23 protein-coding genes and 2 pseudogenes are annotated in these 25831 nt (G+C 62.8%); 16 read left to right on the top strand and 9 right to left on the bottom strand.

Annotated elements, in window-relative coordinates; translation table 11 throughout:
* Nucleotides 1-217 precede the first annotated feature (217 nt).
* Nucleotides 218-1429 (top strand): efflux RND transporter periplasmic adaptor subunit, encoded by a 1212-nt coding sequence (locus CIT26_RS31915; RefSeq protein WP_245319633.1) that lies wholly within the window; start codon nt 218-220, stop codon nt 1427-1429.
* Nucleotides 1426-4608 (top strand): efflux RND transporter permease subunit, encoded by a 3183-nt coding sequence (locus CIT26_RS31910; protein WP_095496267.1) that lies wholly within the window; start codon nt 1426-1428, stop codon nt 4606-4608. The genes CIT26_RS31915 and CIT26_RS31910 overlap by 4 nt, the downstream gene beginning before the upstream one ends.
* A gap of 747 nt (nt 4609-5355) precedes the next feature.
* Here the strand turns inward: CIT26_RS31910 and CIT26_RS31905 are convergent.
* Complete coding sequence (locus tag CIT26_RS31905) at nt 5356-6093, bottom strand: FadR/GntR family transcriptional regulator (RefSeq protein WP_095496266.1); 738 nt, start codon at nt 6091-6093, stop codon at nt 5356-5358.
* A gap of 216 nt (nt 6094-6309) precedes the next feature.
* Nucleotides 6310-7089, bottom strand: coding sequence for a creatininase family protein (locus CIT26_RS31900; RefSeq protein ID WP_167391612.1), 780 nt, complete (start codon nt 7087-7089; stop codon nt 6310-6312).
* A 199-nt stretch (nt 7090-7288) separates the two neighbouring features.
* Here CIT26_RS31900 and CIT26_RS31895 point away from each other — a divergent pair, with 199 nt between their 5' ends.
* The 5 genes from CIT26_RS31895 to CIT26_RS31875 all read left to right on the top strand — a co-directional run bounded on the left by CIT26_RS31895 (nt 7289) and on the right by CIT26_RS31875 (nt 11919).
* A complete protein-coding gene (locus CIT26_RS31895; protein ID WP_095496264.1) occupies nt 7289-8569 on the top strand; it encodes an ABC transporter substrate-binding protein in 1281 nt (426 codons plus the stop codon).
* Nucleotides 8570-8637: 68 nt separating this feature from the next.
* Nucleotides 8638-9516, top strand: a complete 879-nt coding sequence (locus CIT26_RS31890) for a carbohydrate ABC transporter permease (protein ID WP_095496263.1) — start codon at nt 8638-8640, stop codon at nt 9514-9516.
* 1 nt (nt 9517) lies between these two features.
* Nucleotides 9518-10405: a carbohydrate ABC transporter permease gene (locus tag CIT26_RS31885; protein ID WP_095496262.1), complete on the top strand. Its 888-nt coding sequence runs from the start codon at nt 9518-9520 to the stop codon at nt 10403-10405.
* A 4-nt stretch (nt 10406-10409) separates the two neighbouring features.
* A complete protein-coding gene (locus tag CIT26_RS31880) occupies nt 10410-10835 on the top strand; it encodes a RidA family protein (RefSeq protein WP_167391611.1) in 426 nt (141 codons plus the stop codon).
* Nucleotide 10836: 1 nt separating this feature from the next.
* Entirely contained in the window at nt 10837-11919 is a 1083-nt protein-coding gene (locus tag CIT26_RS31875; RefSeq protein ID WP_095496260.1) for an ABC transporter ATP-binding protein, read from the top strand.
* Nucleotides 11920-12180: 261 nt separating this feature from the next.
* Here the strand turns inward: CIT26_RS31875 and CIT26_RS31870 are convergent, their stop codons facing one another.
* Genes CIT26_RS31870 through CIT26_RS31855 form a run of 4 tightly spaced genes read right to left on the bottom strand, consistent with a single transcriptional unit; the run spans nt 12181 to nt 16369 of the window.
* Nucleotides 12181-13179: a substrate-binding domain-containing protein gene (locus tag CIT26_RS31870; RefSeq protein ID WP_095496259.1), complete on the bottom strand. Its 999-nt coding sequence runs from the start codon at nt 13177-13179 to the stop codon at nt 12181-12183.
* Nucleotides 13180-13221: 42 nt separating this feature from the next.
* Nucleotides 13222-14208, bottom strand: a complete 987-nt coding sequence (locus CIT26_RS31865; protein WP_095496258.1) for an ABC transporter permease — start codon at nt 14206-14208, stop codon at nt 13222-13224.
* Nucleotides 14205-15719, bottom strand: coding sequence for a sugar ABC transporter ATP-binding protein (locus CIT26_RS31860; RefSeq protein ID WP_095496257.1), 1515 nt, complete (start codon nt 15717-15719; stop codon nt 14205-14207). Before CIT26_RS31860 ends, CIT26_RS31865 begins: the two co-directional genes overlap by 4 nt.
* On the bottom strand, nt 15719-16369 hold the full coding sequence (locus CIT26_RS31855; RefSeq protein ID WP_245319654.1) for a GntR family transcriptional regulator: 651 nt from the start codon (nt 16367-16369) through the stop codon (nt 15719-15721). The genes CIT26_RS31860 and CIT26_RS31855 overlap by 1 nt, the downstream gene beginning before the upstream one ends.
* Between CIT26_RS31855 and CIT26_RS38080 the strand changes: the two genes are divergently transcribed.
* The 8 genes from CIT26_RS38080 (at nt 16337) to CIT26_RS31820 (ending at nt 23284) form a co-directional block, all read left to right on the top strand.
* Entirely contained in the window at nt 16337-16501 is a 165-nt protein-coding gene (locus tag CIT26_RS38080) for a hypothetical protein (RefSeq protein ID WP_245319661.1), read from the top strand. The genes CIT26_RS31855 and CIT26_RS38080 overlap by 33 nt on opposite strands.
* A 42-nt stretch (nt 16502-16543) precedes the next feature.
* Nucleotides 16544-17416, top strand: coding sequence for an SMP-30/gluconolactonase/LRE family protein (locus CIT26_RS31850; protein WP_095496255.1), 873 nt, complete (start codon nt 16544-16546; stop codon nt 17414-17416).
* Between the two features lie 30 nt (nt 17417-17446).
* A complete protein-coding gene (locus CIT26_RS31845; protein ID WP_095496254.1) occupies nt 17447-18496 on the top strand; it encodes a sugar ABC transporter substrate-binding protein in 1050 nt (349 codons plus the stop codon).
* 120 nt (nt 18497-18616) lie between these two features.
* Nucleotides 18617-20083, top strand: a complete 1467-nt coding sequence (locus CIT26_RS31840; protein ID WP_206072840.1) for a sugar ABC transporter ATP-binding protein — start codon at nt 18617-18619, stop codon at nt 20081-20083.
* Nucleotides 20080-21078, top strand: a complete 999-nt coding sequence (locus CIT26_RS31835; protein ID WP_095496252.1) for an ABC transporter permease — start codon at nt 20080-20082, stop codon at nt 21076-21078. The genes CIT26_RS31840 and CIT26_RS31835 overlap by 4 nt, the downstream gene beginning before the upstream one ends.
* Nucleotides 21075-21569 carry a VOC family protein gene (locus tag CIT26_RS31830; protein WP_095496251.1) on the top strand — a complete coding sequence of 165 codons (495 nt, stop codon included), beginning with the start codon at nt 21075-21077 and terminating at the stop codon, nt 21567-21569. Before CIT26_RS31835 ends, CIT26_RS31830 begins: the two co-directional genes overlap by 4 nt.
* Before the next feature lie 19 nt (nt 21570-21588).
* Nucleotides 21589-22599, top strand: a complete 1011-nt coding sequence (locus CIT26_RS31825) for a C-terminal binding protein (protein ID WP_095496250.1) — start codon at nt 21589-21591, stop codon at nt 22597-22599.
* 13 nt (nt 22600-22612) lie between these two features.
* Complete coding sequence (locus CIT26_RS31820; protein WP_095496249.1) at nt 22613-23284, top strand: RraA family protein; 672 nt, start codon at nt 22613-22615, stop codon at nt 23282-23284.
* Between the two features lie 403 nt (nt 23285-23687).
* Here CIT26_RS31820 and CIT26_RS31815 read toward each other — a convergent pair.
* Nucleotides 23688-23813 (bottom strand): annotated as a pseudogene (locus tag CIT26_RS31815) (NADH-quinone oxidoreductase subunit D-related protein); the annotation flags it as partial.
* 159 nt (nt 23814-23972) lie between these two features.
* Here CIT26_RS31815 and CIT26_RS31810 point away from each other — a divergent pair.
* Nucleotides 23973-24395, top strand: a complete 423-nt coding sequence (locus tag CIT26_RS31810) for a CBS domain-containing protein (RefSeq protein WP_095496248.1) — start codon at nt 23973-23975, stop codon at nt 24393-24395.
* Between the two features lie 264 nt (nt 24396-24659).
* Here CIT26_RS31810 and CIT26_RS31805 read toward each other — a convergent pair.
* Nucleotides 24660-24797, bottom strand: a pseudogene (locus tag CIT26_RS31805) (IS3 family transposase); the annotation flags it as partial.
* A 117-nt stretch (nt 24798-24914) separates the two neighbouring features.
* Nucleotides 24915-25831 (bottom strand): complex I NDUFA9 subunit family protein (locus tag CIT26_RS31800; protein WP_342587043.1); only part of this gene is annotated, 917 nt, incomplete at its 5' end.

The raw sequence follows: 25831 nt of genomic DNA, 5'->3' as shown, positions 1-25831 counted from the left end.
GCTCGAGCGCATGGCGATGCCTACGCAGCGGATAAACGCGAGATGTGCGTTCGCGCTCCCCGATTAGCCGCTTCCTTGTCAAGGTTGATGATGTTCGATGTTTGTTCTATAGCAAGCTGTCGCTTGTGGTGGTCAGTTCAAAAAATTGATTTGTGCGGCACGCCCGCTGCCTAGATGTTACGGACTTCGCATGAAGGGCCGATTACGAGGGGTAACCATGGTTCACACTGCACGCCTCCGCCACGATTCTCTGGCCGCCCCCTCCAGCAGAAACGTCCCTGCAAAATGGCTCGCCGCCGCGGCCTTCGCGGCGATCGGCTTGCTCGCGGCCCCGGCCGCACAGGCGCAGGAAGCGCCTCCCGCGCCCGTCGTCACGGTAGCCAAGCCGCTGGTGCGCGATATCGTCGAGGACGATGAGTTCGTCGGCCGTTTCGAAGCCGTCGACCAGGTTTCGCTGCGCTCCCGCGTCGGCGGCTATCTCGACCAGGTCCATTTCCAGGACGGTACGCTGGTCAAGCAGGGCGACCTCCTGTTCACCATCGACCAGCGGCCGTTCAAGGCGGCGCTGAACCAGGCGCAGGCGCAGGTCGACTCGGCCAAGACCCTGGTCGAATTCAGCAAGATGCAGTTCGAGCGCGCCGAGACCCTGTCGCGCGAAGGCAACATACCGGTTTCGACACTGGACGACCGCCGCCGCGAATATCTCGCCGCCCAAGCGCAACTGGACGGCGCGGAGGCGGCACTTGAAAACGCAAGTCTCGATCTCGAATTCACCGAGATCAAGGCGCCGTTTTCCGGCCGGGTCGACCGCCGGCTCATCTCGCCGGGCAATCTGGTGCAGGCCGACCAGACCGTGCTGACCACCATCGTCTCGATCGACCCGATCGACTTCTATTTCGACATCGATGAGCGGACCTACTTCGCTTATGCGCGCGACGCCCGCGAGCGCGGCGGCGTCATGCAGGAGGGCGCCGGCGGCGTCGATGTTGTCGTCCGTGTCGCCGACCGTGATGAAGCGACGTTCAAGGGCAAGCTCGACTTCGCCGAGAACCGTCTGGACGAAGCTACCGGCACGATGCGGGCCAGGGCGCGCTTCGACAACAAGGACGGCGTGCTGCAGCCGGGCATGTTCGGCCGCATCAACGTGCCCGGCTCGCTGCCGCATCCGGGCGTGCTTCTGCCTGACGAGGCGATCGGCGCCGACCAGAACCGCCGCATCGTCTTCGTTGTCGACGAGGCAGGCCTGATCTCGGCCAAGCCGGTCCGCACCGGCCCGCGCATCGACGGCTATCGCGTTATCCGCGAGGGCCTCACCGGCGAAGAGACCGTGGTAATCAACGGGCTGGTGCGAGTGCGGCCGGGCGTCACCGTCAAGTCCGAGATGACCACGTTGCCGCCCAAGGTTGAAGCCGAAGGGCAGACGCAATGAACTTCGCCCATTTCTTCGTCAACCGCCCGATCTTCGCGGCGGTGCTGTCGATCGTGCTCGTGCTCGTCGGCGGCATCGCCTATACGCAGCTTCCGGTCGCGCAATATCCCGAAATCGCGCCACCGACCATCGTGGTGCGCGCCTCCTATCCGGGCGCCGACGCCGAGACGGTCGCCGCGACCGTGGCGACGCCGATCGAACAGGAAATCAACGGCGTCGAGCACATGCTCTACATGTCGTCCTATTCCTCCGGCGAAGGCTCGATGTCGCTCACCATCACCTTCCGCCCCGGCACCGATCTCGACGCGGCGCAGGTGCTGGTCCAGAACCGCGTCTCGATCGCCGAAGCGCGCCTGCCGGAAGAGGTGCGCCGGCTCGGCATCACCACGGCGAAAAGTTCGCCCGACCTGATGATGGTCATCCATATGCTGTCGCCCGACGACACATATGATCAGCTCTACGTCTCGAATTATGCGCGTTCGCGCGTGCGCGACGTCCTGCTGAGACTGGACGGCGTCGGCGACGTGCAGATCTTCGGCGAGCGCGAATATTCGCTGCGCGTCTGGCTCGACCCGGAAAAGCTGTCCGCCTACGGCATGACCGCAGGCGACGTAGTCCAGGCGCTGCGCGACCAGAACGTCCAGGTGTCGGGCGGCTCGATCGGCGCGCCGCCGATTGGCGACGGCTCGGCCTTCCAGTATACGGTCACCACGCAAGGGCGCTTCGAAGACGCGCGCGACTTCCGCTATGTCATAGTCAAGTCGACCGAGGACGGCCGCTTGATCTCCCTGCAGGACGTGGCGCGCATAGAGCTCGGCGCCAGGGACTACGTCACCAATTCCTATCTCAACAACAAGGCGGCGGTGGCGCTCGGCATCTTCCAGCGGCCGGGCACCAATGCCTTGGCCTCGGCGGAAGAAATCCAGGAGACCATCGCGGAGCTTTCGGAGGATTTCCCGGAGGGGCTAGCCTACGAGATCATCTACAATCCGACCGAGTTCATCGCCGAATCTATCAACGAGGTCTATGTCACCATCGCCGAGGCGATCCTGCTGGTGGTGATCGTCATCATCGTGTTCCTGCAGTCGTGGCGCATGGCGATCGTGCCGATCGTGGCGATACCGGTCTCGCTGATCGGCACGCTTGCCGTGCTGCTCGCCTTCGGCTTCTCGCTCAACATGCTCACTCTGTTCGGGCTGGTGCTGGCGGTCGGCATCGTTGTCGACGACGCCATCGTGGTTGTGGAAAATATCGAGCGGAACATCCGGCTGGGGCTCGCTCCGCGCGCCGCTGCGCACAAGACCATGGATGAAGTGGGAAACGCGGTCCTCGCGATCTCGCTGGTGCTGATCTCCGTCTTCGTTCCGGCGGCTTTCATTCCCGGGATTTCCGGCCAGTTCTACCTGCAGTTCGCCATCACCATCGCGGTCTCCACCGCGATCTCCGCATTCAACTCGCTGACGCTTTCGCCGGCTCTCGCTGGCGTGCTTTTCAAGCCGCACATCGAGGAACATTCGAACTTCTTCCTGGCAAGGTTCGGCCGCGCTCTGGCGAACGGGTTCAACAACGGGTTCGACAGGATGGCGGACGGCTATGCGTGGCTGGTGCACAGACTGGTCGGCACGACTCTGGCGCTTGCCGCCATGCTGCTCGTCTTCGCAGGCCTGCTCTACGCGACCTATCACATGCTGCAGGCGGTGCCGCGCGGCTTCATCCCGAACATGGACCAGGGTTATGCGATCGTCGTCGTGCAATTGCCGGAGGGCTCTTCGCTCGCCCGAACGGACGCAGTCATCCAGAAGGCGTCGGATATCATCCGCGAGACGCCGGGTGTCGCCAACGCCGTCGCCTTCGCAGGATTCAACGGCGCGACATTCACCAACGCCAGCAATTCCGGCGTGATCTTCGCGCCATTCAAGAGCTTCGAGGAACGGCTCGAGAGCGGCGATACTTCCGACAAGATCATCGGCACGCTGTTTGGCAGCCTGCAAAGCATCCAGGAGGCCTTCATCATCGCGCTGCCGCCGCCGCCAGTGCGGGGCATCGGCAACTCCGGCGGCTTCAAGATGATGCTCCAGGAGCGCAACAGCGCCGACATGCGGCCGATTCTGGCGCTGGCCAACGAAATCGCCGGCAAGGCCAACCAGACGCCCGGGTTGATGGGCGTCTTCACCACCTTCTCGGCCTCCAGCCCGCAATTCTTCCTGGCGATCGACCGCGACAAGGCGCGCATGCTGAACGTGCCGATCCCCAACATCTTCGAGACGCTGTCGATCAATCTAGGCACCGCCTATGTCAACGATTTCAATGCCTTCGGTCGCGTCTACCAGGTGCGGGCGCAAGCCGACCAGGCTTTCCGCATCGATCGCGACGACATATTGAAGCTGAAGGTGCGCTCGGCGGCCGGCGACCTGGTGCCGCTCGGCACACTGGTCGAGATCCGCGACGTCACCGGTCCCTCGCTCGTGCAACGCTACAACATGTATGTCTCCGTGCCGCTTCAGGGCAATGCAGCGCCGGGTGTCGCCACGGGCACGGCGCTCGACCTGATGGAGGGGATCGCAGCCGAATCGCTGCCGCAGGGCACTTCCTTCGAATGGACTGAACTCGCCTTCCAGGAGCGGCAGACCGGCAACACGGCGGTCTTCATCTTCGGCCTATCGGTTCTGTTCGTCTTTCTGGCGCTCGCCGCGCTATACGAAAGCTGGATTACGCCCTTCGCCATCGTGCTTATCGTCCCGCTCAGCGTGCTGGCCGCCCTCTTGGGCGTCGCCTTCCGCGGTCTCGACAACAACATCCTCGTGCAGATCGGGCTGATCGTGCTCATCGGCCTGGCGGCGAAGAACGCAATCCTGATCGTCGAGTTCGCGCGCCAAGGTGAGGAGCGCGGCCTTGACGCCGTCGAGGCGGCTGTCGAGGCCTGCCGGCTGCGGCTGCGGCCGATCCTGATGACGGCATTCGCCTTCATCCTGGGCGTGGTGCCGCTAGTGATCGCCAGCGGGCCTGGCGCGGAAATGCGCCAATCGCTCGGCACGGCCGTGTTCTCCGGCATGCTGGGCGTGACGTTGTTCGGCCTCTTCCTGACGCCGGTCTTCTACGTTGCTCTGCGCAGGACATTCCGGCGCAGACGGCCTGAAGCCGGCCCGACCCTGGCTTCCAAGAGCGGCGCAGCCGAGTAGACGCCGAGCCGATGAGGCGCCGGGTCCAGGCTGAAGCCGGACCGGCGGGTTCCTGGATCTCGCGGAGGGATGGATCGGCGATCCATCCCTCGAGCGGATCGAGATGTTCCGGCGCGCCGTATCGCTCGCTTCGCATCGTCCACGCCCAGGCCGTCTGGATCGCGCAGAAAAGCGCATCGAGCCGATCGCCGCTGGGGTCGTCGGCCGACCGACGAACAGGAGCAAAAATAGAGGATAGAAACAGGCACAAGATCGCTTCTCCTGCCCTTGGATCGTGGGGCGGGTATAGCGGAGCTCAAGTGGCCCACTTTAGATAGACGTCGGCCATAAATTATTGATATTGAGCGACAATGGTGGGCCCGGAGGACATGCCTTGAACCTTGATTTCATTGGCTTTTTCGTGGGCCAGAATCGTCAACCTTCCCGCATTGTTCCGCACGGTCCCGCGCCCGATGACGGCCGCGTAGCTGTCACCACAGCTCTGCAGCACTTCGGATTAAATCGCCGGCCGCATCGCCTTCAACCGCCTTGGAGAAGCCCTCTCTCCGACAACCGGAAGGCCGGAGATGCTCTGGCGGTACTGCAAAAAGCACAGCAAGCAACTGAAAGCTACTCGCTGACACCTGAAATCCCTGGCTTTCGCCCTGAGCGGGTCCCATCTGATGCTGGACCCATCAATTCCGGCTGGTCGAGGGCAGCGGCTTCAACAGGAACGGGACCGATCGATCCCATCGGCTCTGTAACGGCTTACTGCCAGATGTTGATCGTGGCGAGCGAGCGCGTTAGATGGTCGGAGACCAGCTGCTCGGCGCGCGCCGCATCGCGGGCGGCGATCGCGTCGACGATGAGCTGCAAGTCCTTGTGGGTCTGCTTCCGCACGGGCTCCGGCGCCGGCTTATCGGTGTTGCGGCCGTCGAAATGAACCGCCCGCCGCTCGTTCAAAATGCTGTTCATGATCTGCACCAGAAACTTGTTCTTCGTGCTGGCGAACATCTGCCGATGCAGCGCGTAGATGCTCTCCTTGAAATCCTCCCAACTGGGCGCGGAGACGATCTCGGCTAGGGTTCGCCGCATCTCAGAAATCTCGTCGTCGGCGACACGCGTCACGACGAGGTGCATCATCGCCGGCTCGAACAGCAGCCGACCTTCGACGATTTCGGCAAAAGAAGGGACCGCCTCATGGCTCGCGGCTTTGGTCTGGTCCATTCGGCTGAAAACATCGTGCGCATCGTCGGCCAGAAAAGTGCCGCTGCCGACCCGCCGGTGCACAAGCCCCTGCCGTTCCATCATGGCTAGAGCGCTGCGGACGGCGGTGCGGCTGGTCCCGAGCTGTTGGGCGAGCTCGCGCTCGTTGGGCAGTTTTGCACCGGGGACCATGAGGCCATCTTTGATGCCGCGCAGCAGCGAACGGTAGACGAGCGACGGCGTCGCCCGGTCGTTGGTGGTTATCGCCGTCAGTTCCGGCGGTGCTGCGGAGTACGCCATCGAAGGTCAGGTCCCGTGAAACACTTGGCAAGAAGCAGAATCAGTCAACTCAAGTCAACCATTCGTGCGCAATCTGGAGCAATCAGCACTCGACATCAACGCGCAGGCCCACTTCAACCGATCCAGCAAGCGCGTCGGACAGATGCTCGGCATAGATCAACGCATGGCGCAGGCCGAAAGAACCAAGCCCGATCACACCGGCCTCGAGGCGCTGGATTATTTGGGCGATTCCGGAATCCGCCAGCCACGAAAGTCCTCGATGAAGGCGCAGAGCGCGCCGACGACGGCTTCGAAGAAGGCCGAACCCGCCTCCGGGCTGGCGAGGAGAGGGTCGCCGAGCGTGCCCTTTGACGAGAGGTCCGCAAAATCATGATAGGTGCGGATCGCCGATGACCCCAAGAGATCGGTCGTCAGATACGCCGATCCAGGATCCGGATAGGTCGCGTCGGCCTTTTCGATCCTCACCAGATCGGGGCGCAGATGCTGAACCATCGCGGTCTCGAATTCGCAGGCATGGCCCATGCCGCCGGGCTCCGATCGCCTCAGTTCCGCGATCGCCTGACGTGCCAGATGGAAATAAGTGAGTGCGGCGATCCTGGCGGCCCCGTAGTGCCGATATCCGAGCGTGGACGCCAACAGATCGATGACCCCGGCATTTCCGCCGTGGCCGTTGACGATCAGGATGCGGCGGAAACCGTGCTGCACCAGCGAGGCGACGACGTCCTCCGCCACCGCGATCAGCGTTTCGGCCCTCAACGTGACACTGCCGGGGAAACGCATGTGGTGGACCGAGAAGCCGAACCAGGGTGGCGGCAGCACCACGGCGTCGCGGGCTCGTTCCGCCGCCGCCAAGGAAACGGCATGGGCGAGCATGGTGTCGGTACCGAGTGGCATATGATTGCCGTGCTGCTCGACCGAGCCCAACGGCAGCATGACCACGGTGCGCTCCCGATCAAGCGATGCGACATCCGGAGAGCTCAGTTCTTCCCACCGCATTTGATCCATCTCCTAAAGTCGGGCGGCGCATCATCGAAAATCCTGGCGCGCTTACGTCTCCAAAGCCATTCAAAAAAGTTGCAATTGATCATGATCGGTTCATATTGTCCAACCGCAGAGCCCTGAGTCAACGACCATTTGATGGTTGCGCCGGCGGATCAAGGCTCGAAGGTGCGCCGAGGCGAAGGGAGGAGTCTCGATGAAACTCTGTAAGCTGTTGACCGCTGCAGTGCTGGTTTCCGGCGCTTTCTTGACGAATCCGACCATGGCCGAGGACATCACGCTGGAGTTCGCGGTCTGGAACTATTCCCTTGAAACCATTCAGGACAACGTCAAGAAGTTCGAGGCAGCCAATCCGGGTATCAAGGTAAAGGTCACCGACTACACCTGGCCGGACTATCAGGACAGCCTCGTCCTGCGCTTTCGTGGCGGTACACCCACCGACGTAATCTATGGCGGTCAGGATTGGTTGCCAGCCTGGGCCGCAGGCGGATTCGTGGCGCCGCTGGACGACATCGCGCCGGCAGGCGCGGTGGACGACCTGAAGAAGGACATTGCCGGCTTTGCGTTGAGCGACATGACCTACAAGGGCAAGCTCTACGGCCTTCCCTATTACGCCGATACGATCTCTTTCATCTATAACAAGAAGATCCTTGAGGATAAGGGCATCGCCGTGCCCAAGACCTGGGAGGAGGTAACCGCGGCTGCCGAAGAGCTCAAGGCTGGCGGCATGGAGCATCCGATTTCCTATGAATACAATCAGGAGCTCCCGAACTTCTTCGACGCCTTCGTGGCGCAGGCCTATGGCCGCGGCGCGCAACTCTTCGATGCCGAGCAGAAGGCCGCTTTCGACAATCCAGAGAACGGCGCCTACAAGCAACTGCAGTGGCTTGCCGACGCCTTCTCCAAGGGGCTGGTACAGCCGGAAACGCATGAGTCGAAGATCATCCTGGCGATGAACACCGGCCAGCACGCCTTCACCGTCGTCTTCAACTATGTGCTGGCGGCGATGAACAACGCCGCCGACCAGCCGCTCGCCGGCCAGTTCGCTCTGGCGCCTATGCCGGGCGAGGCGCACACCACGCTCGGCTTCTCGAAATTCTATGCGGTGACGGCGAAGACGGCGGCCGATCCGGCACGCGCCGAAGCCGCCTGGAAGTTCATCAACTTCATGGCCGGCAAGCCCTATACGGTCGCAAAGCGCTGGGCCGCAGAGAAGGGCCTCGGCTTCGGGCAGCTTCCGCTGTTCGAGGACCAGTCGGTCATTGAAGCCTGGGGCAAATGGATCGACATGCCGACGCTGAAGCAGCAGGTCGCGACGGCGCGGGCGGGGACCTGGACGGAGTGGGGCTCGCAATGGTCGGCCTATTTCCGCCCGCTGCTCGCCAAGGCCATGGTCGGCGAAGCTCCCGTCGAGCAGGTCATGAAGGACGGCGCGGAGCGCTGGAACCAGATGCGGGAACAGTTCGCCAGCCGCTAGGTCCGCGATAAAAGCGGCGAGTTGCCGATACCGGCCGCTCGCCGTCCAACTGAAAAGCGGACCTGCCGATGTGGACCACGCAACGCTTTCCGGCCATCTGGCTCCTGCCGGCGCTGCTGCCGGTCGCGCTGATGACGATCTATCCGATCGCCTATGCGCTGTGGACCAGCATGCATTCGGTGCTGCTGCTTTTCCCCGACACGCCGTTTACGGGCATCGACAACTATGTCCGCGTGGTCAAGAGCGGTTATTTCCTCGATGCGCTCTACAATTCCCTGCTCTTCACCGCGATTGCCGCCCCCCTGGTGGTGGTGCTCGGCACCTTGACCGCGCTGTTCCTCCAGCGCCGGTTCCTCGGCTCGAAGATCGTCCGCTCGATCGTGCTCCTGCCCTGGGTGCTGCCCGGGGCAATCAGCGCGGTGCTGTGGATCTGGGTGTTCCATCCCAGTTTCGGCGTGCTCAACGGCACGCTGCGCGCGCTGGGGGCGATCGACGGCTCCATTCCCTGGCTTACCTCGCCGAAGCTCGCGCTGATCTCAGTCGTGGTGGCGCATGTCTGGACTCAGATCCCCTTCGCCGTGGTGCTCATCATGGCGGCGCTTTCGGCGATCAATTCGGAGACGCTGGAGGCCGCGGCGATCGATTGCCGCAGTCCGGCCCGGCGCTTCCGCCATGTGATCCTTCCCGAGATCAAGCCGATGATCGTGGTGCTCCTGATCTACAATGCCCTGGCGGCCTTCACGACCTACGACCTCGTCTACGCCATGACCGGCGGCGGGCCCGGCACGGCCACCACGCTGCTCTCCTTCCAGATCTGGAAGGAAAGCTTCTCGATGTACGACTTCGGCACGGGCTCGGCGGTCGCCTTCATCGTCGTGGCGATCTCCGCAGTGATGATCCTGGCGATCACCCGCGCCTTGCCGTCCGACCTGTTCGAGGGCGACTGAGATGCCAGGCCGCCGCAATCCGCTGCTCACCTTCCTCTTCGCTGCACTGATCCTGCTCTTCACCGGTGGGCCGGTGGCGCTTGCGCTCTATGGCAGCCTGGTACCGGACCGCATTCTGCTTGACCCCAACCGCAGCGTTCTTTCCGAGGGACCGAGCCTCGAAAGCTATCGCTATGTCTTCACCGGCGAGTTGCCGGCATCCTACCGGCAGGCAAGCGCCAACCGCGCGATGATCTCGGACGCCGCGCGCCAGGTGCCGCAGAGCCTTGTCAATTCTTCCATCATTGCGTTGAGCGCAATGCTGCTCAACATGCTCCTCGGCGCACCTGCAGCCTTCATCTACGCGCGCCATGCATTTCCCGGAAAGAAGCTCAGCTTCATGTTCCTGATCCTGTCGCCGCTGGTTCCGGCGATAGCGCTGGTGACCCCGATCTACATGATGCTCGAGGGCCTGGGGCTGACCGGAACCCGGATCGGGATCATCCTCGTCCACACGGCCAAGGCCCTGCCCTTCACCGTGCTGATCCTCTCCGTCTTCTTCCGCAAGATGCCGCAGGAGCTGTTCGAGGCTGCAGTCCTCGACCATTGCAGTCGTCTGCAGGCCTTCCTGCGCGTCGCGTTGCCGCTCGCCTTGCCGTCGATCGGCGCGACCGGCCTGTTCGCCTTCATGCTCTCCTATTCCGAATTCATGTTCTCCATGGTCTTGTCCGGCGACGCCGCCACCCGGCCGGTATCAGTGGTGATGGCTGCCCTGGCGCGCAACACCGATGTCTCGTGGAGCCTGCTCAACACGGCAATCTTCATCGCAATCGTTCCGACCCTGGTGCTGGTCGTCCTCGTATGGCGCTTTGTCGTCGAAGGCCTGCTCAACGGCTCGGTCAAGGGATAGCATCATGGACGAGACAATCGGCAACGAAGCGCTGCATCCGCTGAAGAGCCGTCCGCGCGGCGCGACCCAGCATGTAACCGCCGGGCCCTATTCGCCGGTGCTGCAGGTGGACGCCCGTCATCTCGTCGTCAACTCCGGCCAGGTCGCCGTCGACATGGACGGCAATGTCGTGGGCGATACGATCGAGGAGCAGGCCGCCGCGACGCTGCAGAACTGCGAAAGGCAGCTGGCCACCGCTGATTGCGGGCTGCGCGACGTCTTCAAGGTCAACGTCTACCTCGCCGACCTTCGCCATTGGGCGCGCTTCAACGCCGTCTACGAGAAGGTGATGGTAGAGCCGCTGCCCGTGTGCACTGCCGTGCAGTCCGCTCTTCTCCCAGGCTTCCTGGTGGAGATCGAAATGTGGGCCGTCGCTGCGAAGGGGTCGTGACTTGGCGTCCGTCGAACTGAAGAACGTCTCGAAGACTTTTGGCCGTGTCGAGGCCGTGCGCGACGTGTCGCTGACCGTGAACGACCGCGAGTTCGTCGTCTTCGTCGGCCCCTCGGGCTGCGGCAAGTCGACTTTGCTCCGGATGATCGCCGGGCTGGAATCCGTCAGTTCGGGCGAAGTCTGCATCGGCGGCAGGCCTATGAACGACGTGGCGGCGGCCGACCGCGGCATTGCGATGGTGTTCCAGTCCTATGCACTCTACCCGCATATGAGCGTGGCCGAGAATATGGGCTTCGCCCTGAAGATGCTCGGCACGGCCAGGGCCGAGATCGACCGGAAGGTCGTCGAGGCGGCGGCCATATTGCGCCTGGAGGAGCTCCTGTCGCGCAAGCCGCGCGAGCTTTCCGGAGGCCAGCGCCAGCGCGTGGCGATCGGCCGGGCGATCGTGCGCAAACCCGATGTCTTCCTGTTCGACGAGCCGCTCTCCAATCTCGATGCCGACCTGCGCGCGCAGATGCGGGTCGAGATCGCGCGGCTCCACAGGCAGCTCGAAACAACCATGATCTATGTCACGCATGACCAGGTCGAGGCGATGACGCTGGCGGACCGCATCGTCATCCTGGACAAGGGCCGGGTCGTGCAACAAGGCCGGCCGCTCGATCTCCACGAGCGGCCGGCCAACCGCTTCGTCGCCGGCTTTCTCGGCCAGCCGAAGATGAACTTTCTTCCGGCCGTCGCGGAGCGCGTGGGCGATGCCATCGCCTTCCGTCTCGCGGCGGACCGCCAGCCGCTCTTCTCCACGCGCGAAGGCCTGCGCCTCGCGCCCGGCGGCACCGCGGAGATCGGCGTGCGTCCCAACGCCATTTCGCTTGTCGAGGACAAGGGCATTGCGGCCGAGATCGTCCTCGTCGAGCGGCTCGGCGGCACGAGTCTGCTCTACCTGAAGGTCGACGGCCTGCCCCAGCTCGTGACAGTGGAACTGCAAGGCAAACCGGCCGCAACGATCGGTTCGTCTGTCCGCTTCCGCTTCGACCCGGCCGACGCTCATGTTTTCGACGGTCAGGGGCGCAGTTGCAGGCTCTAGGTAAATCATCGGCCAGATAGCCACGAGCCGGCCTTAGCGGAACCGCCGGCTGCGGAATTCAGGCTAGATACGGACTTGCCGGAGCAGGAAGGCCGGCCCCAACGAAGCCCTCCGCGAGGGCACGGCCGATTCCCCCCACCGCCGCTGAAACAACAGCCAGCGCTCGATCTTCATCTTCCGACGATGATAAGGACATGCAATCAGCCGCACCCGGCCCGCGCGCCCGCCGGACCGCGGAAGGTCCGCGGCCCGGCCTGTCGCTCAGTGTTTGAATTGGGCGACGTTATCCTTGGTAAGGCGCATCACGCCAGTCTCGACTTTTTCCGGCAAAGGATTGACGCCAGCCGCTTTGTAGTCCGGCACGACCTTCATGCCATCGGTATTCAGCCAATGAAGGAGATGCACGGCGAGAAAAGCTTCGACATAGGATTTTTGAACCACGGCGCCGACGATCGTTCCGTCCTCTATGTAGGGAAGCATGTCGTCGTTCCGGTCCATCGCGACGATCTTGACCTGGCCTTGGCGACCGGTCTCATGCACCGCGATGGCAGCACCTTTGCCGCTGTCGCCGTCGGTGCCGCCGATACCGACCACGTCAGGATGAGCGAGGAGTGACTGGCTGTAGGCCGTGGGGGCATAAGACGGGTCCGCTTTGTCGTTGACCACGTCGACTACTTCGATTTCGGACGCAGATTCCTTGAAGTAGGCCTTGTAGCCTTCGACCCGCTCCAGAACCGAAGGCGCGGGGAACGAACCGAGGATCACCTTGCCTTTGCCGCCGATCGCCTCGGCAAGCATCTTGCCCCCGACCTTGCCGGCTTCGAGGTTCGAGATGCCGAGATACACGGCGCGTTTGGTGCCCGGCGCGTCGCCGATGATCATAGCGACCGGAATTCCGGCATCGACGGCGCGGTCGATGCCGGCCGCAAGCGAGGCGGCGTCGCCAGGAAAGATCAGGAGGCCGGCCGGCTTCCGCGCGATCAGCTCATCGAGTTGCCGCGCCTGGGCGACGGTGTCGAAGTCGAGCGGGCCGGTGAAGCTCGTCTTGATGTTCAGCGATCTAGCGGCGTCTTCGAGAGCTTTGCGGTGGTCGACCCAGAACGGCACCTGCGTGACGATGGAGAGAAACACGTATTCCATGCCCTCGCCCTGGGCGAGCGCTTCATCGCTGAATTGGGGTACGAGGCCGAGTCCCGTCCCGGCAAGGCCAATGCCGCCGAACTTCATCAGGCTGCGGCGGTCGAGATCGAGTGTCGTCATCAGTTTCCTCCCTTCTTCGGTTGGGGCCTAGTGGGCCCTGGCTTACTCGTCGCCGCGGCGCACCAGCATGTCGAGCGCAACGGCCACGACAAGAACGGCGCCGGTGACGATCATCTGCCAGTAGATCGACACGGCGAGCATGGTCATGGCGTTGTTGATCAAGGCGACGAAGACGACGCCGAGAAACGCACCCAGGACGGTGCCCTCCCCGCCGCGCAGGCTTGCGCCGCCGATCACGGCGGCTGCGAGCACCTGCAATTCGAGCGCGTTGCCGGCCGTAGGCGTACCGCTCATCAGCCGCGAGGCGAGGAGGACGCCGGCAAGCGCGGCGAGCAGACCGCTCAGCATGTAGGCGAGCGTGCGGACGCGATCGACGGCCAAACCGGACAGACGCGCCGCCTTCTCGTTCGAGCCGATATAGTAAAGTTGCCGGAAGAAGCTTCCATGCCGCATGGCGAGGTCGAAGACGACAACTAGTGCGAGCGCGACCCAAAGAAGAAACGGCAGGCCGAGAATCTCGGCGCGGCCGGCCCACCCGAAGGCCGGCGGTAGATTGATCAGCGAGAATCCTTCCGTCAACACCAAGGCGATCCCGCGGGCGATCGACATCGAGCCGAGAGTGGCGACCAGGGGATTGACACCGATCCTGGTGACGACGATGCCGTTGGCAAGGCCGATGATGACGCCAAGAGCAAGCGCACCAAGAATCGCCAGCGGGATGGAGGCGCCGCTTAACAGAAGAAGCGCCGTCACGGTGCTCGCTAGCGCCAGCACGGAGCCGACCGAGAGATCGAATCCACCAGAGACCAGGAGCACCGTCATGCCCACAGCGATGATCACGGTCGGCGCCATGCCGATGGCTATCGCACGGAAGTTCGCCAGCGACAGGAAGACCGGCGAAGCCAGCGACATTCCGACGATGATCGCAACGATAAGAACCAGGAGCGTCAACTCGCGCGTCTCGACGAAGCGCCGAAGGACACGGCTGCCGACACGCGAAGGCCACCGACCGACCTCGTCGACGCTCATGCCGCCTCCCCTTCGCGCTTGTGACCGATGCCGGAGGCAAGAGCCATTACGCTCTCTTCCGTTGCCAAACGTGTCGGGAGATCGCCGACGATCTGTCCCTCTCGCATGACGACGATCCGATCGGAGATGGTGAAGAGCTCCGGGAGGTCGGAGGAGATCAAGAGAATCGCCTTACCGGCAGCAGCGAGGCGGCGGATTTCCTTGTGGATCTCCCTTTTTGCTTCGACGTCGACGCCCTTGGTCGGCTCGTCAATCACGACGATCGCCGGGTCGCTCGCAAGCCACTTCGACAGCATCAGTTTCTGCTGGTTGCCGCCGCTGAGTTTTCCAGCCGCCGCCGCAAGGCTCGGCACTCGTATCCGGAAGCGTTCGACCGCCCTACCTGCCGCCGCCGTCGCCGCCGCCCTCTCAATCCAACCGAGCCGCGCGAACCGACGAAGCGCAGTCACGACGAAATTATCGGTGACCGACATCGACAGGAACAGGCCTTCGGCTTTGCGATCATCCGGCACATAGGCGATGCCGCGGGCCATCGCGTCGCGGAGACCACGCAGGCGCGTCGGACGGCCCTTGATCTCGATCGCAGTTCCTCCAGACGGCTGCCGCAGGCCGACGAGGCTGCGTGCAAGCTCGCTGCGGCGCGATCCCATCAGGCCCGCGAGACCGACGACCTCACCGAACCGTATTTCAAGCTCCAGATGTCGAGATTTGCCCTTGGCTCCGTTGCCACGGACTGCAAGCGCCACCGGACCCGGCACGAGCGCCGTCTCGGCTGCGAAGATTTCGAGGTTCCGGCCGACCATGGCGCGCACGACGTCGTCGATCGACGTCTCCGTCACCGCGCGCGTGGTCATCCTTCGGCCATCGCGCAGCACGGTGACGCGGTCGGCAATCCGGAAGACCTCGGCCATGTGATGGCTCACATAGACGATGCCGATGCCCCGGGTCTTAAGCCGAGTGATGATGTCAAACAGCGCTGCGACCTCATCGGAGGTGAGCGCCGAGGTGGGCTCGTCGAGGAGAAGGATGCGAGCGTCGAGCGACAGCGCCTTGGCAATCTCGACGAGCTGGCGCGTGCCCGCGGGCAAGCGGTCAACCGGGCGACCGACATCGATTTCGATGCCGAAGGGGGAGAGGATCTGCTGGGTCCGCCGCCGGAGCTCGCTCCAGCGTATGACCCCGCAGGCCGTCGGAGCTCGGCCGACAAAGACGTTCTCGGCGACCGTTAGGGCCCCGGCGAGGCTAAGCTCCTGGAAGACTGTGCTGATGCCGAGCGCTTGCGCTCTGGAGGGGTCGTCAATGGTGACCGCCCGCCCGTCTATGTTGATCGTACCCTTGTCGGGCGCGACCACACCGGAGAGGATGGCGAGGAGTGTCGATTTCCCGGCGCCATTTTCGCCGACAAGCGCATGCACCTCGCCCTGCCTCAGATCGAAATCGACGTCGCCAAGGGCCCGCGTCGTGCCGTACCACTTCGTGATGCCGCTGAGGTCGAGGAGCGGTGCCGCCATCAGCTCGCCTCCGGAATTCCTTTATCCGCGGCGGCAATGTCCTCGATTCCGTTGGAATAGGTCTCGCGCGTCCGTCCGATATGGATATCCAGAACCGCTATCGTTGCGTCTGCGTCGCCACGCCGGATGGTGTCGAGCATCTGTCGATGCTCCTGGAACGACAGCTTCGTGTGAAGCGGCTTGCCGGCAAGGTGGGTCCGGAGCGCTGCGATCTTGCCGACATAGCGCGCATAGCTGTCGCGGAGATAGCTATTGCCGCAGTGCTCGAAGAAGGCCGCGTGATAGCGGGTGTCCAGGGACAGATAGAGCCGCTGGTCGCCCTGCCGCTGCGCGGCTGCCATGCCGCGCACGATGTCTTCAAGCTCCGCCGCGAAGCCATCTGGGCCGCGCGCGATGGCGAGCCTCAGCGCCGCCGTTTCTACCGCACTCCGGAATTCACAGATCTGATGAACCTCGCGAGCGCTCAGCGTGAAGACGAAGGCGCCGCGCTGCGGATAGATCAGCACCAGACCCTCGGCGCGGAGCTGGGCGAGCGCCTCTCTGACGGGAGTCTTCGACACGCCGAGATCGTCGGCGAGCTGACGTTCAGAGAGAGGCTGACCCAACGCGAGGTCGCCGTGGACGATCGACTCGCGGAGCTGGTGGAGCACGGTTTCCGCAAGCGATTTGGGTCGCTTGATCCTGGCGACGGGAAGCCGGCTGCTGATTTTGGTATTGCCTGCCATCTGCAAGGTGATATACCAGACACCAGAAAGTTCGGCAACAAGAAGCGGCTTCGCTGACGGCTCGTTACGAAGCCAAGGTACGTGCTCCGGGGAGGAGACATGGACAGAGCCGAGCTCGCGCTCGACTGCCGTAACCTGCACGGCGAGGGAATTCTGTGGAACCACCATGACCGCCGGGTCTGGTGGACGGACATCCACGGGAAGCGTCTGTGGTGGCTCGACCCCTCATCAGGTGCTTCGGGTTCAATCGCCATGGCGGACCGCGTCTGCTGCTTCGCGCCCCGCGAGAAAGGCGGTTTCATTCTCGCCCTCGCAAGGGAGGTGGCGTTCTTCGACCCCGGTACCGGCGAACTCGCGACGATCCATCGCTTCGAGCCCGACAAACTGGCGACGCGCCTCAATGACGGCCGCACGGATCGCCAGGGCCGATTCATCGCTGGCGGAATGAACGAGGGTTCCGGACCGGAAAAGTCGACCGTGTTGCGGATCGATCCCGACGAATCGGTAACGACGATCATTACCGGCGTTGGCTGCGCCAACTCGACCTGTTTCTCGCCCGACGGGCGCCGCATGTATTTCGCCGACACCTCCGTCGGAACCATCTGGGTCTATGACTACGATCCGGGCACCGGGGTTCCAGGCAACCGACAAGTCCTCAACGATTTCAAGGGAGAGCCGGGCATTCCGGACGGCTCGTGCGTCGACGCTGAAGGCGCCGTGTGGAATGCCGAATGGGAAGGCCGGCGAGTCGTCCGCATCCTGCCCGACGGGAGCATCGACCGGGTGGTCGAGGTGCCGGTGTTGAAGCCGACCTGCTGCGCTTTCGGCGGGCCTGAACTCGAGACTCTGTACATCACCACATCGCGACTGGAGGCGACGCGGGAGCAGATCGCCGCCGAGCCGACGGCCGGCTCTCTCTTCGCTTTCACACCCGGCGTGCGCGGCGTCGTGGACGCGCCGTTCGCCGGATAGAACCCGTCAAGCGTCCAAGGGAGGAAAGACATGAGCTTCAGCTTTCGATCGTTGATCGCGATAGCAGCGACAAGCGCGGTCGTAGTACTCACGGCAACCGGTATTGCCCTCGCCATCGACTACGCCGCACCGCAACCGCTTCAACCGGGCGCACAGGCGCCGATCACCAAGGGCGCCGGCAAGGACAAGATCCGCATCGCCTACATGCCGCCGGCGACCGAGTTCAACTACTACATCGCCATCGGCGAGGGCCTCAAAGCCGCAGCGGCCGAGAAGGGCAATGTTGAGACCTTCATGCTCGCCCCGCAAAGCGGCGCCGACATCAACGGCCAGATGGGCATGATCCAGGACGTGATCACCCAGGGCGTCGACGCCATCGTCCTGTCGACCCATGACGAGGCGGCCGCCGCTCCGCTCGTCAAGCAGGCCGTCGACAAAGGCATCTCCGTCGTCATCGTCAACTCCGACATCGCCAACTTTCCGACCCCGGTCCATGCCGTGGTCGGCTATTCGCAACGCAAAGGCACGCATAAGATCGGCGAATACCTCCTTGAGAGGCTCGGCGATAAATCGGTCAAAGCCGCGGTCATCGAAGGCCAGCCCGGCTATCATTCGACAGAGCGCGTCGGCGGCTTCCTCGACGCCGTTAAGGGCAAGCCGAATGTGGATATTGTTGCGAGCATTCCCGGCGGCTGGAATGTTGAGGGTGGCAACACCGCCGGCATGGACCTGCTCCAGGGTCATCCGGACGTCGACGTCATCTTTGCCGCGAACGACTACATGATCATGGGTGCCCAACTCGCCGCTAAGTCGCTCGGTCGAAACGACCTGATGCTGCTTGGCAATGATGGCGACACCGCCGCTCTCGAGGAGATCAACAAAGGCACGGTCACCGCGACTGTCAACACGACACCATTCGTCATGGGCCAGATTGCGTTGCAGGTCGCGATCGACGTGCTCGACGGCAAATTTGCAGGAGGCTTTGTCGAAACGCCGACAACGATTGTCGACAAGGCCAATGTGCTGCCGGTTCTGCAGGCGGCCGACAAGCTCTATCCGAAGCCGTCGATACAGTATTGAGAGGAACTCACGTTCCTTAAGCAGCACCTTCCCTCGCTCGGCCGGACCACCCGGTCGGGCAAAGCAAGGATCGCGTGGAGAGCTATGGAAGAGAGCGTTCCCGTCTGGGAGCTGAGGAACGTGACCAAGCGTTTCCCCGGCGTTGTGGCGAACGATTCCGTATCGCTCAGCCTCGTTGCCGGGCGGATTCACGGCCTGCTCGGCGAGAATGGCTGCGGCAAGTCCACGCTTGTCAAGGTGCTGTGCGGGGTGCATCAGCCCGATTCGGGCGAGATCCTGTGTGCGCGCCGGCCGGTCGTGCTTTCCGACCCGATCGCCGCGCGGCGCGCAGGGATCGCCACGGTCTTTCAGGAGTTCTCGCTCGTCCAAACGCTATCGGTCGCGGAGAACATCTATCTCGGCCGGCTTCCGCGAAACCGATGGCGGATAGACTGGCCGGCAATGCGCGAGGGAGCCCGGCGCGTGCTTGGCCGCATCCACGTCGCGATCGACCCGGACGCGATCGTGGGCGAACTCTCAACCGCCGGCCAGCAACTCGTGGAGATCGCCAAAGCGATCGCGGCCAACGCCTCGATGATCATTCTCGACGAGCCGACCACCGCCCTCGGCCCCGACGAGATCGCCGAGCTTCATCGCCTTCTCCTGCGCCTCAGGGACGATGGCAGGATCATCCTATACATCTCGCATCGCCTAGACGAGGTCGTCGAACTCGTCGACGAAGCAACGATCCTCAAGGATGGGCGCGTGGTATCGAACGCAGCGGAAACGCCGGTCGAGATCAGGGCCATTGTCCGTAAGATGGTCGGCCGCGTCGACGAACACTTTCCCAAGGCGGCGAATGCCACGGGTGACGCCCTCCTCGACGTGCGCTCCATCCACACGAGCAACCGCGTCGCCGGCGCCAGCTTTACGGTTGGCCGCGGCGAGGTCTTCGGCCTTGGCGGCGTGCTCGGCTCCGGCCGCACCGAAATCGCCCGCGCCCTGTTCGGGGTCGATGTGCTTCGGCAAGGCGAAATCCGGCTCCGCGGCAAATCGCTCAAGCTTCTGTCCTCGCGCGACGCGATCGCCGCCGGGATCGCGCTTGTGCCGGAGAATCGAAAATCCGACGGGCTCTTCTTCAATTTCAGCGGGCACGAGAACATCTCGATCGCCGGGCTCGGCCGGATCACGCACGGAGCCATGCTCGACCACGCCCGCGAACGACGCCTTGCCCACGGCCTGATCCAGAGCCTCAGAATCACGCCGACTGCCGGGACGGCGCTGGTCGGCGAGCTTTCCGGCGGCAACCAGCAGAAGATCGTGATTGCCCGGTGGCTGTTCGCGGAGGCCGAGCTTTTCGTTCTCGACGAGCCGACCCAAGGTATCGATGTCGGGGCCAAGATCGCCGTGTATCAGCTCATCAACGAGCTTACCGCCGCCGGCAAGGGCGTCATCCTGATCAGCTCCGACTATGACGAGCTGCTCGCGATGAGCGACCGGATCGGCATTGTAAGCCGCGGAAGGATCGTCGCAATCCGCGATGCCCGGAGCCTCGACAAGGCCGACCTGATCAAGGCCTCCGCCGACCGGGAGGAGCTTGCCGCATGAAGCGTTTGGTGAGCAACCAGATCGTCGGTCCGCTTGCTGCCCTTCTCCTGGTGGCTGTCGTCGTCGCGCTCACCACCAACCGCTTTCTCGATGTCGGCAATCTGTCCAACCTAATTCTGCAGGTGAGCATCGTCGCAATCGTTGCGATCGGCTCGACCATCGTGATCTTCACCGGCGGCATCGACCTTTCCCCCGGCTCGGCCATCGCATTGATGACTATGGTTTTCGCCATGGCGATCAAATTCGGGGACGTGCCGCTGCCGTTCGCGATTCTGCTCGTCCTCCTGATCGGCGTGCTCCTTGGCGCCGTGAACGGCGTCCTCACCGCCTACCTTCGTATCCCGTCGTTCATCACCACGCTCGCGGCGCTCTCGGCGTTCCGCGGCATCGCCTTCATGTTCAACAACGGCTCGCCGGTATTCTCCGTGCACCCGAAGCTCGAGCCGATCTTCTACGGCTCTCTTCTCGGGGTGCCGCTGCCGCTCTTCTACGTCGTCGGCCTTTACGCACTCGCCTTCTTCGTCATGCGCTACACCGCCTTCGGCCGCACGATCTACGCGGTCGGCGGCAACCCGCAGGCCGCGGCGCTCTCCGGGCTCAATGTCGCCCGCACGCGCTTCCTTGCCTTCGTCATTGCCGGTGCGATGGCGGCGGTCGGAGCCGTGCTCATGACCGCACGGCTCAATTCCGGCTCGCCCAATTATGGCGTTGGGATGGAGCTCTCGGCGATCGCCGCCGCAGTGATCGGCGGCGCAAGTCTCGCCGGCGGTCGCGGCCAGATCGTGAGCACCGTGATCGGCGCGCTTACCATCGTCATCGTCCAGAACGCGCTCAATCTCAACGCCGTGCCGACGTCGGCCCAGAACGTCATCATCGGCGCCATCATCGTGACCGCGGTCGGCGTCGACATGTGGCGCGGCGAGATCGGTCGCGCACTCGCCTTCATCGTCGGCCCGCTCACCTTGCCAGGACAAAAAGGAAAGGTAGATCAATGACCGCCATAACCTTTTCCCACATCGGCATCACCGTGCCCGACCTCGAAAGAGCAGTCGAGTTCTACTCGATGGCCTTCGACTGTTATGTGATCATGGGGCCGACCAAGGTCAGCCAGGACGACAGCGCTATCGGCCAGATGTGCGACGACGTCTTCGGAGCCGGCTGGGGAAGTTTCCGGATCGCTCACCTCTCGACCGGCGACGGCATCGGCATCGAGCTCTTCGAGTTCCCCAAAACTCGCCCTGAGAAGCGGCCCTTCGAATACTGGCGTCCAGGCATCTTCCACATCTGCCTGCAGGACCAGCATCTCGAAGAGCGCGTCAAGCGCATCGAGGCCCTCGGCGGCCGCCAGCGGATGAGCCAGGTCCGCTACTACTATCCGGACGAAAAACCTTATCGCATGGTCTACTGCGAGGATCCCTTCGGCAATATCATCGAGCTCTACAGTCACTCCTATGAGCTCACTTATTCGGCCGGCGCCTACGTCTGAAGCGCAGGAGAGACGCGGCATGGCGGAACACCCCAAGGTCGTCATCACCGACTACGACTACGGCAATCTGGATATCGAACGGGCCGTGCTGGAGGCAGTCGGGGCGCGCGTCGTAGGGCTCCAGGCCAAGTCGGAGGAGGAACTGGCTGCCGAGGCGATCGACTGCGACGCGATGATGAACCAGTATGCCAGCATCGGCGCGAAGACCATCGAACGCATGCAGCGCTGCCGGGTGATCGCCCGCTACGGCATCGGTGTCGACATCGTCGATGTCGACGCGGCGACCGCCAAGGGCATTCTTGTCACCAATGTCCGCGACTATTGCACCGACGAAGTCGCCGACCATGCGATCGGGCTGTGGCTCGCGCTCGCCCGCAAGCTTTTCCAATACAACGCCGCGACCCATGAAGGGATCTGGCGTTGGCAGACCGGGCAACCGATCCATCGGTTGAAGGGACGCACGATGGGCATTGTCTCCTTCGGCAAGATCGGCCAGGCGATTGCCGAGCGCGCCATAGGCTTCGGCGTCGATATCCTTGCATACGATCCTTACATCAAGAAGGGCGTCGCCGAGGCGAAAGGCGCGCGCCGCGTCGGCAAGGCAGAGATTCTCCAAAACTCCGACTATCTGATGATGCAGGTGCCGATAACCCCCGAGACCCGGCATTTCCTGGGCGCGACGGAATTCCGCCAGGTGAAGAAGGGGGCAATTATAGTGAATACCGGCCGCGGTCCAACTATCGACAACCGCGCGCTTTATCGGGCGCTGACCGAAGGCCGCATCGCCGGCGCCGGCCTGGATGATCCTGAAGAGGAGCCGGCCAAGCTCGCCAAGTGGAACCCAAGCGGCAATCCGCTGTTCTCGCTTGCCAACGTCATCGTGACGCCCCACACGGCGTACTATTCGGAAGAGTCGATCCGGGTTGCCCGCGAAACCGCCGCGTCTGAAGTCGCGCGCGTGCTGACCGGCGGCATGCCGCTCAACCCGGTTAACGCAGTAGAGCTGACGCGAACGCCGGCTCGAAGATAAGGGAGGTCATGCGATGCTCAAGGTTTTCAACGATTTCGAGCGGCAGCCGGCGCTGCTTGCAAAATTCGATGAGGTCGCTAAATGCTACAGCGCCTCATGCGTGTTTGCCGATGCTCAATACCGTCAAGGCGTGATGGATTCGGAGATCAAGCCGGCGTTTCCGGCGAGAATCGTCGGCCAGGCCCTCACGGTCCAGCTCTCTTCCGGAGACCTCGTTGACCCGCTCAGGGCAATCGAGATGGGCAGGGATGGTGACATCATCGTCGTCGACGCGGGGGGCGACCGGCAGACCTCGGTGTGCGGCGGGCTGATGGGCGGGCTCGCAAGGAACCGCGGCATTCGCGGCATGATCATCGATGGCTCCGGCCGCGATATCGACGAGCTTGAGGCGATCGGCTGGCCGATCTGGACCCGCGCCATCACGGCGCGAGGCACGCACACAATGTATTCAGGCCGAAAGGATGAACTCTCGATCAACGTGCCAATTCAATGCGGCGGCGTACCTATCAATCCCGGCGATTTCGTGGTCGCCGACACGATCGGCGTGACCGTCGTGCCGGTATCCAGCGCCGAAACGGTCGTGGAGCTCGCGCGCGAACAGGCAGCGCGCGAACAGAAGACCCGCGAATGGGTCGCCCAAGGGAAAACACTTGAAGAGTTGCTTAACGAGTTCGGTCGTCTTTGAGACCGAGGACTTTTTCGCGCCCGGCCGGCCCTATATGCTTGTCCTCTGGCGACGCCGTTCGCCCGTGCTTGTTACTGCGAGAGACGCATTGCTATCGGCACGCAAATCGATCACCAGCGGTATCATCAATTATCATGAAAATTTACTCGTGATCATTCGGGATTGTCACGAGCCGTCACAATGGATGCACCCCAAACGCATACCCCTGTTGAATTTGAAAAATCGACAACTCTTTGCTCTTAAATCAGATTTATGCCTTGAGTATATTGATCCACTAGCGAGTGCCCCACTGGGGCGACACGATCCGCTATCAGGAACTGATCAGGAGCTGCTTGACCTCACAACCCCAAATCAGAGAGGACTCTCATCGTTAGTGACTGACAAACGCTGCGGAACATGCGGCTCAGCGGTCGATCTCTCCGAACACGATGTCGAGGGAGCCTATGATCGCCGAGACATCGGCGATCATATGACCGCGGGAGAGGAAGTCCATCGCTTGCAGATGGGCGAAGGAGAGTGCTCGGATCCTGCGCCCCTCAGCGTACCCGTCGATGCTCAGCACCAGTTCAGTGTCGGCGCGCTTCCTCATGCTTCCAGAAAGTGGGTCTGGACGACGACCTCTGGCAGCCAAACCCCGTCCGCGGTAAGATGAAACACAGCGGCGGGGCAACTAGCAAGGGAGTCCGCGATGAAAGTCAAAGACGCAATGCACAAGGGTGTCGACTGGGTCAGCCCCGAAACCCCTGTCACCGAACTAGCGAAGATGATGCGAGCCCGGGATATTGGCTCGATTCCTATCGGAGAGAACGACCGGTTGATCGGAATGGTGACCGACCGCGACATCGTCTGCAAAGGACTGGCGGAGGATGGTTTCGACAGCCGTACCGCGACGGCGCGCGATGTCATGACTGCCGGCATTCACTGCTGTCGCGAAGACGACGATCTGGCCAAGGCCATGCAGCACATGGAGGAACTAAAAATCCGCAGGTTGCCGGTGATCAACGAGAATATGCGGATGGTCGGCATCCTCAGCGTGGGCGACCTCGGTCAGTCGGCGCCGATGGAACTGGTGTCCGAATACGTCAAGAGCGTTTCCGCCCATCACCACTGAAAGGGTGGCTCGCCCGGCGGATAGTCGATACCCGTCGGGCTTCGGCTCCGACGATTGCGGAACCCAACCGCAACTGTCGGCTGCATCCTTGGAAATGCCGCGTGTGCAGGACGAACTTATACTGCACCTGTACGCAGCTCTGGCGGAGAAGGAGCAGCGGCAAATATCGGAGCGCACTCGGTCCGCCCTCGCCTCGCGCAAAATTGCACCCTCTCCTTGCAGTGGCTGCATGCGGTTGCCTTTAATGCGATCCAGCCAGCTTTCGGTGAAGTCGGTCTGCCATAGCTGGTTGGGGGCCGTCGTCTTGTCCTTGAACTCGCTGGCAGCCTTCATGACGATGAAGGCCGGACTGTTGATCAGGTCGTGCGCCTTGAGCAGACGATAAACCGAAGCCTCATCGACGCTCGCCGCCGCCGGTATCGGCGTCATGAAGTTCGAGCGGGAATACTTCACCATGCCCTCGACCTTGCCCTTGTCGTTCCCCTTGGCGGGAGCGCACTAGCCGAAGAAGCTCTTTAATCAGTGATCCCACAATATCTCCTGGAGCATTTCCTCGACCGAGTACGGCGAAATTCCAAGTTCTCCAAATCCCGGCATCTGCGGCGATGACACGTTGTCGACCTGCATCAGTTCCACTTGATTCCGAGTGACGGGCGGGCTCGGGAGCATTTCGGCGAACCAAGCCAGCGCGTGCCAAGCGGCAAATGGGATTGGAATCAGTTTGGGCTTAAGACCGGCTTCGTGCGCAACGGCTCTGAGAAATTCCTCGTAAGTGTAGACGCGGGGGCCGCCGCACTCGAATGTGATCGCATGCGTTTCCGTACCCTGCAGCGCCGTTGCGATCGCCTCCGCCACATCTTCCACATAGGCCGGCTGCAATCTCGTCAGGCCGCGGCCGAACATCGGATAGATTGGAAGCCGGCCGAGCAGCTTGAGGATGGTGGTGAGGAACGCGTCGTCCGGTCCGAACATCACTGCGGGGCGGATGAGTGTGGCGTCTGCAAACGCGGCCCGGACCGCCAGTTCGCCTTCGCCACGCTTGCGGATATAGAGCGAGGGCGAGGCAGCGTCGGAGCCGATTCCTGAAACGTGAACGAGCCGTTCGGTTCCGGCTAGGTGTGCTTGAGCTGCTACCCGTTGGGCAGACTTGACGTGCACGGAATGAAACGTCTCCTGTCCGTGCTCGACGTAAAGACTGACCGCATTTACCACACCAAAAGCGCCGGCAAGGGCATCGGCGACCGACCGCTCGTCGTGAATGTTGGCCGCGACCGATTGAAGTTGCGGATCGTCAAGAACGAACAGCCTGTGCCCCCGATCCGGATGCCTTGATGCAATCCGAACGGAAAACCCGCGCTTGCAGAGATGCCGAACGACCCGGCGGCCGAGAAAGCCGGATCCGCCGAAAACGGTTACAATGCGATCGTTCATGGCCG

Source organism: Mesorhizobium temperatum (genome assembly GCF_002284575.1).
GTDB classification, from domain to species: Bacteria; Pseudomonadota; Alphaproteobacteria; order Rhizobiales; family Rhizobiaceae; genus Mesorhizobium; species Mesorhizobium temperatum.
The sequence above is the reverse complement of the archived record's forward strand: the minus strand, read 5'-3'. Positions and strand labels throughout refer to the sequence as shown.

Excerpts from the sequence above, each read along its gene's own strand:
- CIT26_RS31915 (WP_245319633.1), top strand. The coding sequence starts at position 218 with ATGGTTCACACTGCACGCCTCCGCCACGATTCTCTGGCCGCCCCCTCC.
- CIT26_RS31835 (WP_095496252.1), top strand. The coding sequence starts at position 20,080 with ATGAAGCGTTTGGTGAGCAACCAGATCGTCGGTCCGCTTGCTGCCCTT.
- CIT26_RS31820 (WP_095496249.1), top strand. The coding sequence starts at position 22,613 with ATGCTCAAGGTTTTCAACGATTTCGAGCGGCAGCCGGCGCTGCTTGCA.
- CIT26_RS31845 (WP_095496254.1), top strand. The coding sequence starts at position 17,447 with ATGAGCTTCAGCTTTCGATCGTTGATCGCGATAGCAGCGACAAGCGCG.
- CIT26_RS31895 (WP_095496264.1), top strand. The coding sequence starts at position 7,289 with ATGAAACTCTGTAAGCTGTTGACCGCTGCAGTGCTGGTTTCCGGCGCT.
- CIT26_RS31865 (WP_095496258.1), bottom strand. The coding sequence starts at position 14,208 with ATGAGCGTCGACGAGGTCGGTCGGTGGCCTTCGCGTGTCGGCAGCCGT.
- CIT26_RS31900 (WP_167391612.1), bottom strand. The coding sequence starts at position 7,089 with ATGCGGTGGGAAGAACTGAGCTCTCCGGATGTCGCATCGCTTGATCGG.
- CIT26_RS31825 (WP_095496250.1), top strand. The coding sequence starts at position 21,589 with ATGGCGGAACACCCCAAGGTCGTCATCACCGACTACGACTACGGCAAT.
- CIT26_RS31810 (WP_095496248.1), top strand. The coding sequence starts at position 23,973 with ATGAAAGTCAAAGACGCAATGCACAAGGGTGTCGACTGGGTCAGCCCC.
- CIT26_RS31880 (WP_167391611.1), top strand. The coding sequence starts at position 10,410 with ATGGACGAGACAATCGGCAACGAAGCGCTGCATCCGCTGAAGAGCCGT.
- CIT26_RS31830 (WP_095496251.1), top strand. The coding sequence starts at position 21,075 with ATGACCGCCATAACCTTTTCCCACATCGGCATCACCGTGCCCGACCTC.
- CIT26_RS31910 (WP_095496267.1), top strand. The coding sequence starts at position 1,426 with ATGAACTTCGCCCATTTCTTCGTCAACCGCCCGATCTTCGCGGCGGTG.
- CIT26_RS31890 (WP_095496263.1), top strand. The coding sequence starts at position 8,638 with ATGTGGACCACGCAACGCTTTCCGGCCATCTGGCTCCTGCCGGCGCTG.
- CIT26_RS31860 (WP_095496257.1), bottom strand. The coding sequence starts at position 15,719 with ATGGCGGCACCGCTCCTCGACCTCAGCGGCATCACGAAGTGGTACGGC.
- CIT26_RS31850 (WP_095496255.1), top strand. The coding sequence starts at position 16,544 with ATGGACAGAGCCGAGCTCGCGCTCGACTGCCGTAACCTGCACGGCGAG.
- CIT26_RS31885 (WP_095496262.1), top strand. The coding sequence starts at position 9,518 with ATGCCAGGCCGCCGCAATCCGCTGCTCACCTTCCTCTTCGCTGCACTG.
- CIT26_RS31905 (WP_095496266.1), bottom strand. The coding sequence starts at position 6,093 with ATGGCGTACTCCGCAGCACCGCCGGAACTGACGGCGATAACCACCAAC.
- CIT26_RS31870 (WP_095496259.1), bottom strand. The coding sequence starts at position 13,179 with ATGACGACACTCGATCTCGACCGCCGCAGCCTGATGAAGTTCGGCGGC.